Raw genomic sequence first — 16377 nt, forward strand, 5'->3', positions numbered from 1 at the left:
GATGTGGCGAATGATCAAGAATGGCTCAATGCAGATGCTAAAATCCGCTTAAAATATCAGCGAATTGTATGAGGTGTGTCATGCATTGTTAGATTCGATGCGCAGGCGGACAGCCCATTCGTCACTTGTAGACAGGTGGCGCGCAACTCTCGATTGTCATCTTGTAAGTTGTGCTCGCTAATCTCGGAGATGTTGTCCAAGTCAGGCGAGAATGCTGGCGTTACCGCTTCAATTTGCGGAGCGCAAGAAAGGCCAGCGCCTGCCGCCAAGTCATAAGGAATTGTGATTTCGGGATTTTTCTGGTCGGAGTGGCAGGATTCGAACCTGCGACCCCATCGTCCCGAACGATGTGCGCTACCAGGCTGCGCTACACTCCGTGACCAGTGGGCGGGCTTATAGCTGCCGCTTCTGGTTCCTGCAAGCGCCAAAGGTTCGACTGGCACAATTTTTCGCAAGTGAGTAATCTTGTTGTGCTTTTAAGCCTTTTTGCTGCCGTGGCGGTAGGGGACAGTGCCCCGATCTTGCGGTATTTGATCCCGAACAGAATCTACGCGCTGCCATGGCGCCGGAGTGCAGTCGTGAATTTCAAGCCAGTCGCCCAAGCTTCTCCCAATACCTTCGAATTCGAAACGCGCGCACTGGTCAAGCCGACCGGTTTTCGCGAATACGATGCGCGCTGGTGGTTCGGTCATCCGAATTCGCCCAAGGAGCCAGAACTCAACCTGATTGGCGTTCAGGCGCTGGGCATGGGCATTGGCACGCTGATCCGTCGGCTTGGGGCAGGGCCTGACATCGTTGTCGGCCACGATTTCCGCTCCTACTCGATGTCGATCAAGCTGGCGCTGGTCTCGGGGCTGTTAGCCGCGGGCGCACGCGTCAAGGATATCGGCCTCGCGCTGTCGCCGATGGCCTATTTCGCCCAGTTCGCGCTCGACACATCGTCGGTTGCCATGGTGACTGCCTCGCACAACGAGAACGGCTGGACCGGCGTGAAGATGGGCGCGCAGCGGCCGCTGACGTTCGGGCCAGACGAGATGTCGGCGCTGAAGGAAATCGTGCTCAACGGCGAATTCGACCTGATCGGCAGCGGTTCCTACGAGTTTGTTGCCGATTTCCGCAAGGCCTACATCGACGACCTCGTGGCCGGTAAACGCATCACTCGCAAGCTCAAGGTGGTCGCCGCCTGCGGCAATGGCACCGCAGGGGCCTTCGCGCCGGAAGCGTTGGAGCGCATCGGCTGCGAGGTCATCCCGCTCGACGTCGAGCTCGACCATTCGTTCCCGCGCTACAATCCGAACCCCGAGGACATGCAGATGCTGCATGCCATCCGCGACAAGGTGCTGGAAACCGGCGCGGATGTCGGTCTCGGTTTCGACGGCGACGGCGACCGCTGTGGTGTTGTCGATAACGAAGGCAATGAGATTTTCGCCGACAAGGTAGGCGTGATGCTGGCACGCGACATCTCCGCGCTCTATCCCAACTCGACCTTCGTCGTCGACGTGAAGTCCACCGGCTTGTTCAACACCGACGCGGTGCTTGCCGGCAACGGCGCAAAGACCGACTACTGGAAGACCGGGCACTCCTATCTCAAGCGACGCGTCGCCGAACTGGGTGCGATTGCCGGCTTCGAGAAATCGGGCCACTTCTTCTTCAATCCGCCGATTGGCCGCGGCTATGACGACGGTATCGTCACCGCCATCGCCGTCTGCCAGATGCTCGACCGCAGCCCCGGCAAGTCGATGGCTGATCTCTATCGCGCTCTTCCGCTGACCTATGGCACGCCGACCATGTCGCCGCATTGCGACGACGAGCTGAAATATGGCGTCGTTGACAAGGTCGTTGCCGACTTCGAGGCGATGAAGCGTAATGGCGAGACCTTTGCCGGCCAGAAGATCATCGACCTGGTGACCGTCAATGGCGTACGCGTCGTTGCCGAGGATGGCACATGGGGGCTGGTGCGGGCATCATCCAACAAGCCGGAACTGGTCGTGGTGGTCGAAAGCCCGGTGTCTTCGGAACGCCGGCGTGAGATGTTCGAAGGCGTGGATGCGGTCTTGAGACGCAATCCGTCGGTTGGCGCCTACAACCAGACCTTTTGAGGAGCGGGCATGGCCGACAGGATCGTCAGTTTCGTCATGAGTGGTGGCGTCGGATCGCGGCTGTGGCCGTTGTCCCGCGAAGACAACCCCAAGCAGTTCCATGATCTGTCCGGCGACGGCTCGATGCTGGTCAAGACGCTGAAGCGACTTGCCGCGCGTGACGAAGGCGAAACCCCGATCTACCTGATCGCATCAGAGCGCCATGCCGAGCGGGTGCGGGCCGATCTGGCGGCGATCGATCTTGCCGGCGGAGGCGCGATTTTCGAGCCCACGGGCCGCAATACCGCCGCCGCCGTGGCAATCGCCGCGCTGCAGACGATCAAGGCCTATGGCGACGGCATCGTGCTTGTCGTGCCGTCCGACCATGAGATTTCAACGCAGCGTCAGTTCTGGGACACGGTCGAGCGCGGCGTGCCTGCGGCTAACGCCGGGCGCCTTGTCGTGTTCGGCATCAAGCCGGCGACGCCGGAGACCGGCTACGGCTACATCGAGGTTGGTGGAGAACGCGGTGAAGTGGCCGACGTCACCCGCTTTGTCGAAAAGCCTGACCTTGCCACTGCCGAAGCCTACCTCGCGGCTGGCAACTTCTTCTGGAACGCCGGCATCTTCCTGTTTAAGGCGAGTGCAATGCGTGATGCCTTCCTCAAGCATCAGCCTGAGATCTGGCAGAAAGCAGAAGCCGCATTCAAGGCCGCGACCAGCGACCTCTCCGGCGTCTACATGCCCATCGATCTCTATCAGGACATCCCGTCCAACTCGATCGACTATGCCATCATGGAGCGCGTCAGCGGCATCGCCATGGTGCCGGCGAGCTTCCGCTGGAACGACCTTGGTTCCTGGCAGTCGCTGCTCGACGTCAGCCCATCGGACAAGAACGGCAACGTCATCGTCGGCGACGTCGTTGCCATCGATTGTGAGAACTCCTACCTGCGCGGCGAGGGGCGCTTGCTTTCGGCCATCGGGCTCAAGGATGTCGCCATCGTCTCGACCTCGGACGCGACTTTTGTTGCGCCGGTCAGTCATAGCCAGAACGTCAAGAGGATCGTCGAGCAGCTCGAAAAAAGCGGTCGCCTCGAGACCAAATTCACGCCGGCGCATGGTCGTGTGATCGCCAACGGCGCGTGGCGCCGACGCGTGCAGCATTGGCTGATGGAAGAGACGCTGCCGCTGTGGTCAACTGTCGGCGTCGACGAACAGTTTGGTGGCTTCTATGAGGCCCTGGGCTTTGACGCAAGGCCGCTGGCCAAGCCCAAACGCATGCGCACCATGGCGCGTCAGGTCTATGCCTTCGCGGTGGCCAAGCAACGTGGCTGGGACGGTAAAGCCGACCAATTGATCGACCACGGCATTCGTTTCATGGCCGACAAGGGGCGCACCGACCGTGGCGGCTGGGTGCGTACGCTCAACCCGGACGGCAGTGTCCTGGACCCGATCGAAGACGCATATGACCACGCCTGCGTGTTGCTGGCGCTGGCCCATGCCCATCGTTCGGGCAACGCCGAAGCGCTGGGGCTGGCCACCGAAACATTCGCTTTCCTCGACAAGCACCTCGAGGACGAGCGCATGACCGGCTTCATGGAAAGCCCTGACGGCGAGGGCGTGCGCCGGTCCAACCCGCACATGCATCTGCTGGAGGCGTTTCTCGCCTGGCACGCGGTGACGGGCGACCGCGCCTATCTCAGGCGGGCCGCGCGCATCATCGACCTGTTCCGCAGCCACTTCTTCGAAGTCGACAGTTGGACGCTGGGCGAATTTTTCGACCGCGACTGGCATCCCGCCCCTGGCGACAAAGGCCAGTGGACCGAACCGGGCCATCATTTCGAGTGGGCGTCTCTGCTGGTCGATTTCGCCGACAAGAGCGGCCAGAAGGACTTGGTAGCCTTCGGCCGCAAGCTCTACGCCTCGGCGGTGGCCAACGGCCTCAACCGTGCGACGGGGCTAGCCTATGGTGCGGTGTCGCGGCAGGGGCTGCCACTCGACAACATTTCGCGCAGCTGGCCGCAAACAGAGGCGATCAAGGCGGCCGTGGCGCTCGACGGCAGCGGCGGGCCGGACCTCAAGCCGGAGATCGAAGCACGCGTTGGCCGCCTGTTTCGCTGGCACATCGACCCGGCGCCACAAGGCCTGTGGATCGACCAGATCGACGAGCGCGGCCGCTCGTTGGCCAAGGAAGTGCCGGCCAGCATCTTCTACCATCTGGTGACCGCACTGACGCAGTATCTCGACAAGACCGAGGACGTCGCTCACTAGCGCGAGTTCAACATAAAGCCGGCCAAGTGGCCAGCTTTTGCTTGTGGCGATGCCCGATCAGTAAGGGCTCGCGACGTCGCCGGTCTCGACATAGACCGTTTTCAGCTGCGAATAGTGTGAAAGCGCGGCGATCGAGTTTTCACGGCCGATGCCTGACTGCCTGGCGCCGCCGAAGGGAATTTCGACAGGCGTCAGATTGTAGGCGTTGATCCAGCAGGTGCCGGCCTTGAGTTCGCCGATGACGCGGTGGCCGCGCACAATGTCCTTGGTGAACACGCCGGCGGCGAGGCCGAATTCGGTGTCGTTGGCGCGGGCGATCACTTCGTCCTCGCTGTCGAAGGACAGCACGCTCATGACCGGGCCGAAGATTTCCTCGCGGGCGATGCGCATGTTGTCGGTGACGCCGGTGAAGACGGTCGGCTCGACGAAGAAACCACCTTCGAAGCCCTGCAAGGAGGGCACGCCGCCGCCGGTCCGCAACGTTGCACCTTCGGCTTGGCCGACAGCGATGTAGTCGGTGACCTTTTCGTGCTGGGACTTGTTGACGAGGGGCCCCATCTGGGTATCTGGGTCGAGTGGGTCGCCGATGCGGATGGTCTTGGTGCGTTCTACCAATCGTTCGACGAAGCGGTCGTGCAGGCCCTTTTGGACAAAGACCCGGGTGCCGTTGGAGCAGACCTGACCGGTCGAATAGAAGTTACCGAGCATCGCACCGCCGACCGCATTTTCGAGGTCTGCGTCGTCGAAGACGATGATCGGCGACTTGCCTCCGAGTTCCATTGTCGCATGCTTCATGTGCGAGCCGGCGAGCGAGAGCACCTTTTTGCCCGTCGGCACCGAGCCGGTGAGCGAGATCTTGTCGACGACGGGATGCGAGGCAAGGGCAGCGCCGACGTCGCCATAACCCTGGACGACGTTGAACAGCCCGTCCGGCAGACCGGCCTCGGTGTAAATCTCGGCCAGCGCCAGCGCCGACAGCGGCGTATTCTCCGAGGGCTTGAACACCATGGCGTTGCCCATGGCGAGTGCGGGCGCCGACTTCCAGCCGGCGATCTGGATGGGATAGTTCCAGGCGCCGATGCCGACGCAGACGCCGAGCGCCTCGCGCTTGGTGTAGGCGAAGGGGCCGCCGAGATCGACATAGTCGCCATTGAAAGCAGCGACCGCACCAGCGAAGAACTCAAGGCAGTCGGCGGCGGAGGCCGCGTCGGCGACAAGCGTCTCCTGGATCGCCTTGCCGGTGTCCAGCGTTTCCAGCCGGGACAGCTCTTCGTTGCGGGCACGCAGGATGTCCGAGGCGCGGCGCAGGATGCGGCCGCGCTCGACCGGCTTCAGCCGCGCCCAGGCGGGCTGGGCTTCGCGTGCGGCCTCGACGGCCAGCTCGACGATGTTGGCTGTGGCCGAGTGCAGCGAGGCGATCGCTTCGCCTGTCGCCGGATAGATGACCGGGATCGATGCTCCACGCTCGTCGTCGATGTAGCGGCCGTTGACATAATGCGAGGCTTTGGGCTGGGCGCGCATGCGTTTGCTCCAGTTGTATTTTCGAGATCCGGGCGAGGGCCGGATGATGCTCTAGCGCATCGGCCCGAAAATCGGAATCGATTTTCGGAAAGCACGATGCGCAGGTTCATTAAGTTAGAGCGTCATTTGTTCGTCCATTCGCACGCACGGCGCTCTATCTGTCGGAGACCTGCCAGCGCGGATTGATCCACGGCTCCTGGTTGGACGGTGCAAGTGGCGTCCGGCCAAGGATGTGGTCGGCGGCCTTTTCGCCGGTCATGATCGACGGTCCGTTGAGGTTGCCGTTTGTTACGCGCGGGAAGATCGAGGAGTCGGCGACCCGGAGGCTGTCGACGCCGATCACCCGGCACTCCGGATCGACGACACTTGTCGGGTCGTCGGCGCGGCCGATCCGGCAGGTGCCACAAGGGTGGTAGGCGCTCTCCGAATGCTCGCGGATGAAGGCGTCGAGCTGTTCGTCAGACTGAACCTTGGAGCCGGGAGAAATCTCTTGGCCTCGGAACGGGTCAAAGGCCTGTTGGGCGAAAATCTCGCGAGTGAGGCGGATGCAGTGGCGGAAGTCTTCCCAGTCGTCGGGATGGGACATGTAGTTGAAGCGGATCTCCGGCTTGGCCCAGGGATCGCTCGACCGCAAAGTGATCGCGCCGCGCGACTTCGACCGCATCGGTCCGACATGGGCCTGGAAGCCATGCGACTTGGCCGCAGCCTTGCCGTCGTAGCGCACGGCTGCCGGCAGGAAATGGAACTGGATGTCGGGGTAGTCGACGCCGGCTTTGGAGCGCACGAAGGCCGCTGCCTCGAAATGGTTGGTGGCGCCGAGGCCGGTCTTGAACAGCAGCCATTCGGCACCGATCAGCGCCTTGGAGAACGGGTTGAAGACCGAGTGCAGGGTGATCGGCTGGGTCGCCTCCTGCTGGATATAGAGCTCCATGTGGTCCTGGAGATTCTGGCCGACGCCGCGCCGGTCGGCAACGACTGATATGCCATGCTTCTTCAGGTGCTCGGCAGGGCCGATGCCCGACAGCATCAGCAGCTTCGGCGAGTTGATCGAGGACGCAGCGATGATCACCTCACGTCGTGCCTTAACGACCTGAATCTTCCTGCGAGCTTCGATCTCGACACCAACCGCGCGTTGATTCTCGATCACCACGCGACGCGCGAAGCCATTGACGACGCGGACATTTCCGCGTTTCAGCGCCGGGCGCAGATAGGCGTTGGCCACCGACCAGCGGCGCCCGCCATGGATGGTTTGTTCCATGGCGCCAAAACCTTCCTGCTTGGAGCCGTTGTAGTCGTTGGTCAGTTCGAAACCGGCCTGCCGGCCGGCATCGACGAAGGCCTGGTAGAGCGGGTTCTTGCGTGGGCCGCGCTGGACGTTGAGCGGACCCGAAGTGCCGCGCCAGCCATCCTCGCCGCCGTTCGAATGCTCCATGCGCTTGAAGTAGGGCAGCACGTCGGCATAACCCCAGCCGGTGGCGCCCTGTTCGGCCCAGTGATCGAAGTCATGAGCGTGGCCGCGGACATAGACCATGCCGTTGATCGAGGACGAGCCGCCGAGCACTTTTCCGCGCGGCGTTGCCAGCACACGACCACCGAGATACGGCTCGGGCTCGCTGGAATAGCCCCAGTCGTAACGGCTCATGTTGAGCGGGATCGACAGCGCCGATGGCATCTGGATCAGCGGGCCGAAATCGGTGCCGCCATACTCGATGACGATGACGGAGTGCTTGCCGTCCTCCGACAGGCGGTAGGCCATGGCCGAGCCGGCCGAGCCGGAGCCGACGATTACGAAATCTGCTTCAAGCATTGTTCACATGAACCAAAAAGTCGGCGAGCGAGACGTTGCCGCCGGTTGCGACGACGAGCACGGTCTTGCCGGCCACGTCGACTTTTCCTTCCAGAAGTGCCGCCAGCGACGAGGCGCCCGACGGCTCGAGCACGAGCTTCAGGCGTTCGAACGCGACGGTCATCGCGCGGCGCACGGATGCGTCGTCGACAGTCAGCGCGTGCACATTTGTCGTCGTGACCGCGGCAAAAGGCGCTTCGCCCGGCCGTCGCGCCATCAGGCCGTCGCAGATCGATTTCTCAGCCAGCGGCACGGCCGAGACCGCGCCATTGGCAAGCGAGGTGCCCAGGCCGTTAAAGCCTTCAGGCTCCACGGCAAAGACCTGCGTCGACGGCGAGAGATGATGGAATGCGAGCGATACGCCGCCGATGAGCCCGCCGCCTCCGACGGGGCAGAGCACGATGTCGGCCACTGCACCCTTTGCCGCCAACTGGTCGAGCGCTTCGAGGCCGGCACCAGCCTGGCCGGCGACGATCTCGGGATCGTCGAACGGGTGGAGCAGGACAAGCCCTTCGGTCTCGGAGATGTCGCGCGCCTTGGCGGCGGCGACTTCCTCGCGGGCGCGGTCGCCATGGTCGGTCAGGACCACGCGGGCGCCATAGGCCTTTGTCGCTTCGCGCTTGGCGGCGGGTGCGTCTATGGGCATGACGATGGTGACGGGAACACTGAGCGACTGGCCGGCGGCGGCGAGGCCCTGGGCGAAGTTGCCGGAGGAGAAGGCGACCACGCCGCGCTTCGCTTCATCGGCCGATAACTGCTTCAGGCGCCAATAGGCGCCACGTGCCTTGAACGAGCCCGACCATTGCAGCGACTCGGCCTTGACGAAGACGCGTGCCGCGCCGGTCTCGCGAGCGAGCACCGCGGATTCGAGCAGCGGGGTGAGCTGTGTCGCTTTCGACGTCTCTGCATAGGCTTGTCGCAATCGATCCAGGCTTGGAACGGTGGTGCTCATCATTCGCCTCTCGGAAAACGTTTGCTCTCTTCGAGCACATTGAGGTCCATGTGGTTGCGCATGTAGCGCTCGGACGCCTTTTGCAGCGGCTGGAAATCCCACGGGTAATAGGCGCCGTTGCGCAGGGCAGGGTAGATCACCCAGCGGCGCGCCTGGCTCTCGCGCACTGCCGCGTCGAAGGCCGCCATGTCCCAGCGCGCACGGACCCTGGCCATGAAGCCGGCCACCAACTCGGCGTGAGCAGGGTCTGTGGCGAGGTTGCGGAACTCTTGGGGATCGGATTCCAGATCAAACAGTTGCGGCGGGTCGATCTCGCAGTGCACGAACTTGAAGCGGCCGTCGCGGATGGCGACCAGCGGCGCATAGGAGCCTTCGGCGGCGTATTCCATGAGCACCGGGGCGGTGCGCTGCTCGCCGTTGATCAGCGGGACGAGCGACTGGCCGTCGGTCCACGGCATGATGGCCGCAAGGTCGATGCCGGCGAGATCGCACAGCGTCGGCAAGACATCGAGATTGGACGTCGGCGCTTCGATCAGGCCGGCCGGCAGGCCTTTGCCTGCGACCATCAGCGGCACGCGCGCCGAGCCCTCGTAGAAGCACATCTTGAACCACAGGCCGCGCTCGCCGAGCATGTCGCCATGATCGGAGCAGAACAGGATGACCGTGTCGTTGCGCATACGCGTGCGCTCGAGCACCGAAAGCAACTCGCCGACCTTGTCGTCGACATAGGAAATGTTGGCGAAGTAGCCGCGACGCGAGCGCCGCACCTGCTCCGGTGTGATGTCGAAGCTCGCGTAATCGCTGGCGAGGTAGAGGCGTTGCGAATGCGGGTCCTGCTGGTCTTCAGCGATGAAGCCAACCTGGGGATCAAGCGCAGGGCAGTCCTCGTAGAGGTCCCAATACTGGCGCCGCGCAACATAGGGGTCATGCGGGTGGGTGAAGGAAACGGTGAGGCACCAGGGGCGTCGCTCGACCTGATCGGAGACGCGGGCGAAGTCGTAGAGCTTCTGGGTCGCCAGGAAGGCAACCTCGTCGTCATACTCCATCTGGTTGGAAATCTCGGCGGTACCGGCGCCAGTGACCGAGCCGAGATTGTGATACCACCAGTCGATGCGTTCGCCGGGCTTGCGATAGTCCGGCGTCCAGCCGAAGTCGGCGGGGTAGATGTCGGTCGTCAACCGCTCCTCGAAACCGTGCATCTGGTCCGGGCCGACGAAATGCATCTTGCCTGACAGCACGGTGTGGTAGCCGGCGGCGCGCAGGTGATGCGCGAAGGTCGGGACCGACGAGGCGAACTCGGCGGCGTTGTCGTAGACGCCGGTGCGCGACGGCAGTTGCCCCGACATGAAGGCGGCACGGCCAGGCGCGCAAAGTGGCGAGGCGGTGTAGTTGTTACGGAAGCGCGCCGAACGCATGGCCAGTGCTTTGAGATGCGGGGCATGCAGGAACTCGGCCGGACCGTCAGGAAAGAACGTGCCCGCCAACTGGTCGACCATGACGATGAGGATGTTCGGCTTGCCGGTCATGACGCGCATCCCGCCAGCGAGAGCTTGGTTTCCAGATAGTCCTCGACCAGCGCTATGGCCGATGCGGCATTGGGGATGCCCTCGCGCAGCGCGCGACGAATGTAGAGCCCGTCGATCAGCGCGGCTGTCGCTTCGGCGACGTGTTCGGCCTCATGGCGTGGCAGAAGCTGCGTCAGGCCGCTCATCAGATTCGACTGCAGGCGATGAGCATAGATCCGCAGCAGGCGGCGCAGGGCCGGCGACTTTTGTGCCTCGACATAAAAGGCGAGCCAGGCAGCGATGGTTGCGGCGCGGAACTGCTTGTCGGAGAAATTGACCGAGATGACAGCCGAAACGCGCGCCCGCGGTGTGGCTGCAACGCGCAATGCCGCAGTCGTGTCGATGAGCAGTTCGGACAAGAGATGCCGCATGGTGGCGGCGAGCAACTCGTCCTTGGCGCCGAAATAGTGGTGGGCAAGGGCGGAAGACACGCCGGCGCGGCCTGCGATCTCCGACATGGTCACATCAAGGCTGCCGCGCTCGCCGATCGCCGAGATCGTCGCGTCGATCAGCGCCTTGCGGCGCAGTGGCTCCATTCCGACCTTCGGCATTCAACCAACCTCCGAGGCTCAGACTATTTTTAATTGACGCATCAATCAATAAAAACTCCGCCGCGGAATACCCCATTTCCGACGTTGAACGACATTGAAACTGCCTGAGATTTGTTCAATATTGAACTGAATAGAGACGTTGGATTCACCCCTGAAATGGCGCAACATGCGCCCTGCGATTGGAGGCAGTGATGACCGCATGCATCGTTGGCTGGGCGCATTCGCGCTTCGGCAAGCTTGAAGGCGAAACGCTGGAAAGCCTGATCACCAAGGTTGCCAGCGAGGCGCTCGAGCATGCCGGCATCGGTGCCGACGAGGTCGACGAGATCGTGCTCGGCCATTTCAATGCCGGCTTCTCCGCCCAGGATTTCACCGCAAGCCTCGTCTTGCAGGCCGACGACCGTCTACGCTTCAAGCCGGCGACGCGTGTCGAAAACGCCTGCGCCACGGGTTCGGCTGCTGTGCGCCAGGGCATTCGCGCCGTCAACGCCGGATCCCGGATCGTGCTGGTGGTTGGCGCCGAACAGATGACGACGACGCCGGGACCAGAAATCGGCAAGAACCTGCTCAAGGCATCGTATCTGCCGGAGGATGGTGACACGCCCGCAGGGTTCGCCGGCGTGTTCGGCAAGATCGCCCAGGCCTACTTCCAGCGCTATGGCGACCAGTCGGACGCATTGGCGATGATCGCGGCGAAGAACCACAAGAACGGCGTCGACAACCCCTATGCCCAGATGCGCAAGGATTTCGGCTTCGACTTCTGCCGCCAGGAGAGCGAGAAGAACCCGTTCGTCGCTGGACCGCTGAAGCGTACGGACTGTTCGCTGGTTTCGGATGGCGCCGTGGCGCTCGTCCTGACCGACAGCACGACGGCATTGCGCATGCGCCGCGCCGTTGCCTTCCGCGCCAACGAGCACGTCCAGGATTTCCTGCCGATGTCGAAGCGCGACATCCTGCAGTTCGAAGGCTGCGAGGTGGCCTGGAATCAGGCGTTGAAGTCGGCAGGCGTTACCCTCGACGATTTGTCTTTCGTTGAAACCCATGACTGCTTCACCATCGCCGAACTGATCGAATATGAGGCGATGGGGCTTGCGCCGCGCGGCGAAGGTGCCCGGATCGCGATGGAAGGCATCACCGCCAAGGACGGCCGTCTGCCGGTCAATCCTTCTGGCGGACTGAAGTCGAAGGGGCACCCCATCGGGGCTACCGGCGTGTCGATGCACGTGCTGACCGCGATGCAACTGACCGGCGAGGCTGGCGGCATCCAGGTCAAGGACGCCAAGCTCGGCGGCATCTTCAACATGGGCGGGGCTGCGGTCGCCAACTACGTGTCGATCCTGGACCGCATCAGATGAGGCATTCGGCCGTCGTCATCGGCGGTGCGTCGGGCATCGGCCTTGCTGTGGCCGAGCGCCTGATATCAGATGGATGGTCGGTGGCGATGATTGATGGCGATGCGGCAGCACTTGCCGCTGCGGCGGACGTCATCGACAATGACGATGTCGTCTTCATCGAAGCCGATCCGACCGACGAAGACAATGTCGCCGAAGCTTTTGACCAGGTGGTGGACAGCCTCGGCCTCATTGGCGGGCTGGTTGCCGTAGCTGGCTTCGACCGCCATGCAAGTGCTGAAGACACCAGCGCTGAAATGTTGCGCGAAGCGCTCGACGTCAACCTCGTTGGACCGTTCATCGCAGCACGTGCCGCACTTGAGCGGATGGGTGCTTCCTTGTCGATCGTCAATGTCGGTTCGGTCGCTGGCCTGCGCGCGCATCGCGGCAGGCTCGCCGTTGCTGCCTCGCAGGCCGGGCTGAAGCTGATGGCCGAGGTACTGGCGCTGGAGGTTGGCAATCGCGGTGTTCGTGTCAACGCCGTTGCCGCCGGGCCGACAGAGATCGAAGCAGGTGGCAATGGCGGCGGGGTAGCACCTCGCCTGATGCCGCAGGGACGTTATGCTGAGCCCGAGGAGATAGCCGCTGCGGTTGCCTTCCTGCTCTCCCCGGAAGCGAGTTATGTCAACGGTCATACACTTGCAGTGGATGGCGGATTCCTTGCCGCCGCGCTATCGGGTGACAGGGCATGATGCTGCATTGCTAGCGTTACCGGTGGCATGCCCGGGAAATTCGTCCGCAAGCGTATGAAGGCTCGTAATCAATGACAAATCCGGTTCTTGTCGAGGTGCTGCGCGGCGACCTCGTTGAAAGCGTACATCGTGGCGCAGTGGCCGTTGTTGACGGCGATGGCAAGCAGGTCTGGGCTACAGGTGACACGCAGCAGGCGGTGTTTCCACGCTCGGCGGTCAAGGCGATCCAGGCACTGCCTTTTGTCGAAAGTGGCGCTGCCGACGCCTATGGCTTTGGCGAACGCGAGCTGGCGCTGGCCTGCTCCTCGCATTCGGGCGAGGTCGCGCATGCCGAACTCGCCAACGCCATGCTCGCCAAGGCCGGCCTGAACGTCGATGCGCTCGAATGTGGCGCGCACTGGCCTTCCAACCATGCCGCCACGATCGCCCTGGCGCGCCATGGTGCGTCGCCAAGCGCGCTGCACAACAATTGTTCGGGCAAGCATTCCGCTTTCGTCTGCACCTGCCGCCATCTTGGCATCGCGCATCAGGGCTATGTCAGGCCCGAACATCGCTTCCAGGAGATGGTTCGGGAGACGATGGAAGCGGTAACAGAAGCCGCGCACAACGAGGCCAATCGCGGCACGGACGGTTGTTCGATCCCGACTTTCGCCGTGCCACTGCAAAACCTTGCTCTGGGGTTTGCGCGAATGGTCACCGGCAACGGTCTCGGTGCGGAAAGGGCAAGGGCAGCGCGCCGGCTGATGTCGGCCTGCATGGCCGAGCCTTTTCTGGTCGCTGGAACCGACAGGGCCGATACGGAGTTGATGCAGACTGCACCCGGACGAATCTTCGTCAAGGTTGGCGCCGAAGGCGTTTTCTGCGCGGCTGTGCCTGAACTCGGGCTCGGCATTGCGCTGAAATGCGACGATGGAGCGGGCAGGGCGGCCGAGGTGATGATCGCGGCGGTCCTGGCCAAGCTTGTGGCTGATGACGAAGTGCTGGCGGGCGGCATGATCAAGGCTGCCAATCCTGTGCTCAAGAACTGGAACGGCATCGAAGTTGCGTCGCTTCGGCCCAGCGCTGCATTCGGCTGAGGGCGCAATGAGCGGGTCAGCCTGGCTGGCTTGTTATCCATGCAGCGAACACCTAGGTTCGGTTGATGAGCAGAGCTTTTACCCGCGAAGACGATAGCGAAAACGTAATCGCCGACATCGGCGAGCGCCCGGTCAGCGCGTCGCGAAACCTGGTTACGGAGCAGGGGCTGGCCCACATCGAAGCCCAGCTTGCGGGCCTGCGCGAGGATTTGGCAAAGGCCGAGGCCGATGCCGATCGCGAGCGCATCGCGACTGTGTCGCGCGACCTGCGCTATTGGCAATCACGCCGCGAAACCGCTGAAGTTTCCATCCCCGAGCCCGACAGCACCGTTGTCCGGTTCGGCATGAAGGTTGTCGTTGAGGACGATAATGGCAAGCGCAATGTCTGGCAGATCGTCGGCGAAGACGAAGCTGACGCTGCCAAGGGACGCATTTCCCACTCCTCGCCCATGGCGATTGCGCTGTTTGGCAAATCCGTTGGCGATCTAGCCTCGGTCAACGGCCATGAATGGGAAATCGTCGAACTCAGCAGCTAGGCTTCGACCGAAACCTATGATCGCGGAAGAAGGTGGTCGCACCGGCTCCATCGCCTGTAGCGATACCCATGACGTACAATAGAACGCATCGTCGTCCGCAGCCCGCCCGGAAACATTCATCGCCAGGAACCGGCCCGCAGCGACGATCCAAGACAAGTCGGACGGCGTGCGGTCTCGCGTGAACGGCTCGTCAGGCGCGTGGGCGGTTACTGGTCGGCAAGTTCATTTCATTTGGGCGACCGCCATTGTCGCACCGCAAAGCCGCTACTATACCTTTCGTGAGACTGCTGATGCGGTCGTGACAGAGCATTGCCGGAGAGTCAGCCTATGGCGCAGGACGACAGCATTTTCATTGGTGCCAGCCGCAAGCCGGACGATAGCTATCAACGACCGGAAGAGTTGCTGTTGAAATACGGCAATCGCCATGGCCTGGTCACCGGCGCCACCGGCACCGGCAAGACGGTAACGCTGCAGATCCTCGCCGAAGGTTTTTCGAACGCTGGCGTTCCGGTGTTCTGCGCAGACATCAAGGGCGACCTGTCCGGCATCGCGATGATGGGCGAGGCCAAGGATTTTCTGACGGCGCGCGCCCAAGCGATCAAGCTCGATCCATATGAGTTCCAGGAATTTCCCGTCATCTTCTGGGATCTGTTCGGCGAACAAGGTCACCCCATCCGCGCGACGGTCTCGGAAATGGGCCCGCTGCTGCTGTCGCGGCTGATGAACCTGACGGAGGCGCAGGAAGGCGTGCTCAACATCGCCTTCCGTATCGCCGATGAAGAGGGGCTTCTGCTTCTCGACATGAAGGATCTGCAATCGCTGCTGGCCAACATCGCCGAGCGTGCCGAAGAAATCGGCGCCCGCTACGGCAACGTCACAAGGCCCTCGGTCGGCGCGATCCAGCGCTCGCTGCTGGTGCTCGAACAGCAGGGCGGCAACCACTTCTTTGGCGAGCCGGCGCTGAAGATCGCCGACATCATGCGCACGACGCGTGATGGCCGCGGCGCGATCAACGTGCTTGCCGCCGACAAGCTGATGATGAACCCGCGGCTCTACGCGACCTTCCTGCTCTGGCTGCTGTCGGAGCTGTTCGAGGTGCTGCCCGAGGTCGGCGATCCAGACAAGCCGAAGCTGGTGTTCTTCTTCGATGAAGCACACCTGTTGTTCGACGAGGCGCCGAAGATCGTTGTCGACCGAGTCGAACAGGTCGTACGCTTGATCCGTTCGAAGGGCGTCGGCGTCTATTTCGTCACTCAGAACCCGCTCGACGTTCCCGAAACCGTGCTGGCCCAGCTTGGCAACCGTGTCCAGCATGCGCTGCGCGCCTACACGCCGCGCGAACAGAAGGCGGTAAAGACTGCCGCCGATACCTTCCGCCCCAACCCTGACTTCAATTGCGCCACCGCGATCACCCAGCTTGGCACCGGCGAGGCGCTGGTCTCGACACTCGAAGTCAAGGGCGTTCCGTCGATGGTGCAGCGGACGCTGATCCGTCCGCCGGCATCGCGGCTTGGTCCGATCACGCCGCAGGAGCGCAAGAAGCTGATCAACGAGAGCCCTGTCGCTGGCCAGTATGATCAGACTGTCGATCGCGAATCGGCATTTGAGATGCTGCAGAAGAAGGCGCTCGACGCGCAAAAAGCCCAGGAGGAAGCACAGCAGGTAAATACCGGTGGCGGTAGCGGCTGGACCATTCCGGGCTTTGGCAATGACGCGCCGTCTTCTTCGGGTGGCCGCAACACCGGAAATGCGCCGAGACCGCGTACATCAAACAGGCAGACCGTGACCGAAGCGGCACTGAAGTCTGTGGTGCGCTCCGTGGGTTCGTCGGTCGGTCGTGCGCTGGTGCGCGGAATTCTAGGTAGTCTGAAGAAGGGCTTCTGACCCGCCGGTTCTCC

Annotated in this window: 12 protein-coding genes and 1 tRNA gene; 7 read left to right on the forward strand and 6 right to left on the reverse strand. The window is 62.7% G+C overall.

Translation table 11 applies throughout. The features are described 5' to 3' along the window. Window positions 1–300: 300 nt before the first annotated feature. Window positions 301–377: transfer RNA gene (locus IHE39_RS01860), tRNA-Pro, on the reverse strand. 201 nt (window positions 378–578) lie between these two features. Here IHE39_RS01860 and IHE39_RS01865 point away from each other — a divergent pair. Both IHE39_RS01865 and IHE39_RS01870 read left to right on the forward strand, forming a co-directional pair. Next, window positions 579–2099 carry a phosphohexomutase domain-containing protein gene (locus IHE39_RS01865; RefSeq protein WP_192565328.1) on the forward strand — a complete coding sequence of 507 codons (1521 nt, stop codon included), beginning with the start codon at window positions 579–581 and terminating at the stop codon, window positions 2097–2099. 9 nt (window positions 2100–2108) lie between these two features. Further along, window positions 2109–4349: a mannose-1-phosphate guanylyltransferase/mannose-6-phosphate isomerase gene (locus IHE39_RS01870; RefSeq protein WP_192565329.1), complete on the forward strand. Its 2241-nt coding sequence runs from the start codon at window positions 2109–2111 to the stop codon at window positions 4347–4349. A 57-nt stretch (window positions 4350–4406) separates the two neighbouring features. Here IHE39_RS01870 and betB read toward each other — a convergent pair whose 3' ends face one another. The 5 genes from betB to betI all read right to left on the reverse strand — a co-directional run bounded on the left by betB (window position 4407) and on the right by betI (window position 10784). Further along, the gene (gene betB / locus IHE39_RS01875; protein WP_192565330.1) at window positions 4407–5870 is read right to left on the reverse strand and encodes a betaine-aldehyde dehydrogenase; all 1464 of its coding nucleotides are present in this window, start codon (window positions 5868–5870) and stop codon (window positions 4407–4409) included. A 154-nt stretch (window positions 5871–6024) separates the two neighbouring features. Then, entirely contained in the window at window positions 6025–7677 is a 1653-nt protein-coding gene (betA, locus tag IHE39_RS01880; RefSeq protein ID WP_192565331.1) for a choline dehydrogenase, read from the reverse strand. After that, window positions 7670–8671, reverse strand: a complete 1002-nt coding sequence (locus IHE39_RS01885; RefSeq protein WP_192565332.1) for a threonine/serine dehydratase family protein — start codon at window positions 8669–8671, stop codon at window positions 7670–7672. Before IHE39_RS01885 ends, betA begins: the two co-directional genes overlap by 8 nt. Further along, a complete protein-coding gene (gene betC / locus IHE39_RS01890) occupies window positions 8668–10194 on the reverse strand; it encodes a choline-sulfatase (RefSeq protein ID WP_192565333.1) in 1527 nt (508 codons plus the stop codon). The genes IHE39_RS01885 and betC overlap by 4 nt, the downstream gene beginning before the upstream one ends. Continuing rightward, a complete protein-coding gene (betI, locus tag IHE39_RS01895) occupies window positions 10191–10784 on the reverse strand; it encodes a transcriptional regulator BetI (protein WP_192565334.1) in 594 nt (197 codons plus the stop codon). The genes betC and betI overlap by 4 nt, the downstream gene beginning before the upstream one ends. A gap of 191 nt (window positions 10785–10975) precedes the next feature. Between betI and IHE39_RS01900 the strand changes: the two genes are divergently transcribed. From IHE39_RS01900 to IHE39_RS01920, 5 genes are all read left to right on the forward strand, one after another. Beyond that, on the forward strand, window positions 10976–12139 hold the full coding sequence (locus IHE39_RS01900; RefSeq protein ID WP_192565335.1) for an acetyl-CoA acetyltransferase: 1164 nt from the start codon (window positions 10976–10978) through the stop codon (window positions 12137–12139). Then, window positions 12136–12867, forward strand: a complete 732-nt coding sequence (locus tag IHE39_RS01905) for an SDR family NAD(P)-dependent oxidoreductase (protein ID WP_192565336.1) — start codon at window positions 12136–12138, stop codon at window positions 12865–12867. Before IHE39_RS01900 ends, IHE39_RS01905 begins: the two co-directional genes overlap by 4 nt. A 71-nt stretch (window positions 12868–12938) precedes the next feature. After that, on the forward strand, window positions 12939–13943 hold the full coding sequence (locus tag IHE39_RS01910) for an asparaginase (RefSeq protein ID WP_184769330.1): 1005 nt from the start codon (window positions 12939–12941) through the stop codon (window positions 13941–13943). Between the two features lie 65 nt (window positions 13944–14008). Further along, the gene (locus tag IHE39_RS01915) at window positions 14009–14479 is read left to right on the forward strand and encodes a GreA/GreB family elongation factor (protein WP_192565337.1); all 471 of its coding nucleotides are present in this window, start codon (window positions 14009–14011) and stop codon (window positions 14477–14479) included. A gap of 327 nt (window positions 14480–14806) precedes the next feature. Beyond that, on the forward strand, window positions 14807–16363 hold the full coding sequence (locus tag IHE39_RS01920) for a helicase HerA-like C-terminal domain-containing protein (protein ID WP_192565338.1): 1557 nt from the start codon (window positions 14807–14809) through the stop codon (window positions 16361–16363). Window positions 16364–16377 lie beyond the last annotated feature (14 nt).

The organism is Aminobacter carboxidus, from assembly GCF_014863355.1.
Lineage (GTDB): Bacteria > Pseudomonadota > Alphaproteobacteria > Rhizobiales > Rhizobiaceae > Aminobacter > Aminobacter carboxidus.

Excerpts from the sequence above, each read along its gene's own strand:
- IHE39_RS01870 (WP_192565329.1), top strand. The coding sequence starts at position 2,109 with ATGGCCGACAGGATCGTCAGTTTCGTCATGAGTGGTGGCGTCGGATCG.
- betB (WP_192565330.1), bottom strand. The coding sequence starts at position 5,870 with ATGCGCGCCCAGCCCAAAGCCTCGCATTATGTCAACGGCCGCTACATC.
- betA (WP_192565331.1), bottom strand. The coding sequence starts at position 7,677 with ATGCTTGAAGCAGATTTCGTAATCGTCGGCTCCGGCTCGGCCGGCTCG.
- IHE39_RS01885 (WP_192565332.1), bottom strand. The coding sequence starts at position 8,671 with ATGATGAGCACCACCGTTCCAAGCCTGGATCGATTGCGACAAGCCTAT.
- betC (WP_192565333.1), bottom strand. The coding sequence starts at position 10,194 with ATGACCGGCAAGCCGAACATCCTCATCGTCATGGTCGACCAGTTGGCG.
- betI (WP_192565334.1), bottom strand. The coding sequence starts at position 10,784 with ATGCCGAAGGTCGGAATGGAGCCACTGCGCCGCAAGGCGCTGATCGAC.
- IHE39_RS01900 (WP_192565335.1), top strand. The coding sequence starts at position 10,976 with ATGACCGCATGCATCGTTGGCTGGGCGCATTCGCGCTTCGGCAAGCTT.
- IHE39_RS01905 (WP_192565336.1), top strand. The coding sequence starts at position 12,136 with ATGAGGCATTCGGCCGTCGTCATCGGCGGTGCGTCGGGCATCGGCCTT.
- IHE39_RS01910 (WP_184769330.1), top strand. The coding sequence starts at position 12,939 with ATGACAAATCCGGTTCTTGTCGAGGTGCTGCGCGGCGACCTCGTTGAA.
- IHE39_RS01915 (WP_192565337.1), top strand. The coding sequence starts at position 14,009 with ATGAGCAGAGCTTTTACCCGCGAAGACGATAGCGAAAACGTAATCGCC.
- IHE39_RS01920 (WP_192565338.1), top strand. The coding sequence starts at position 14,807 with ATGGCGCAGGACGACAGCATTTTCATTGGTGCCAGCCGCAAGCCGGAC.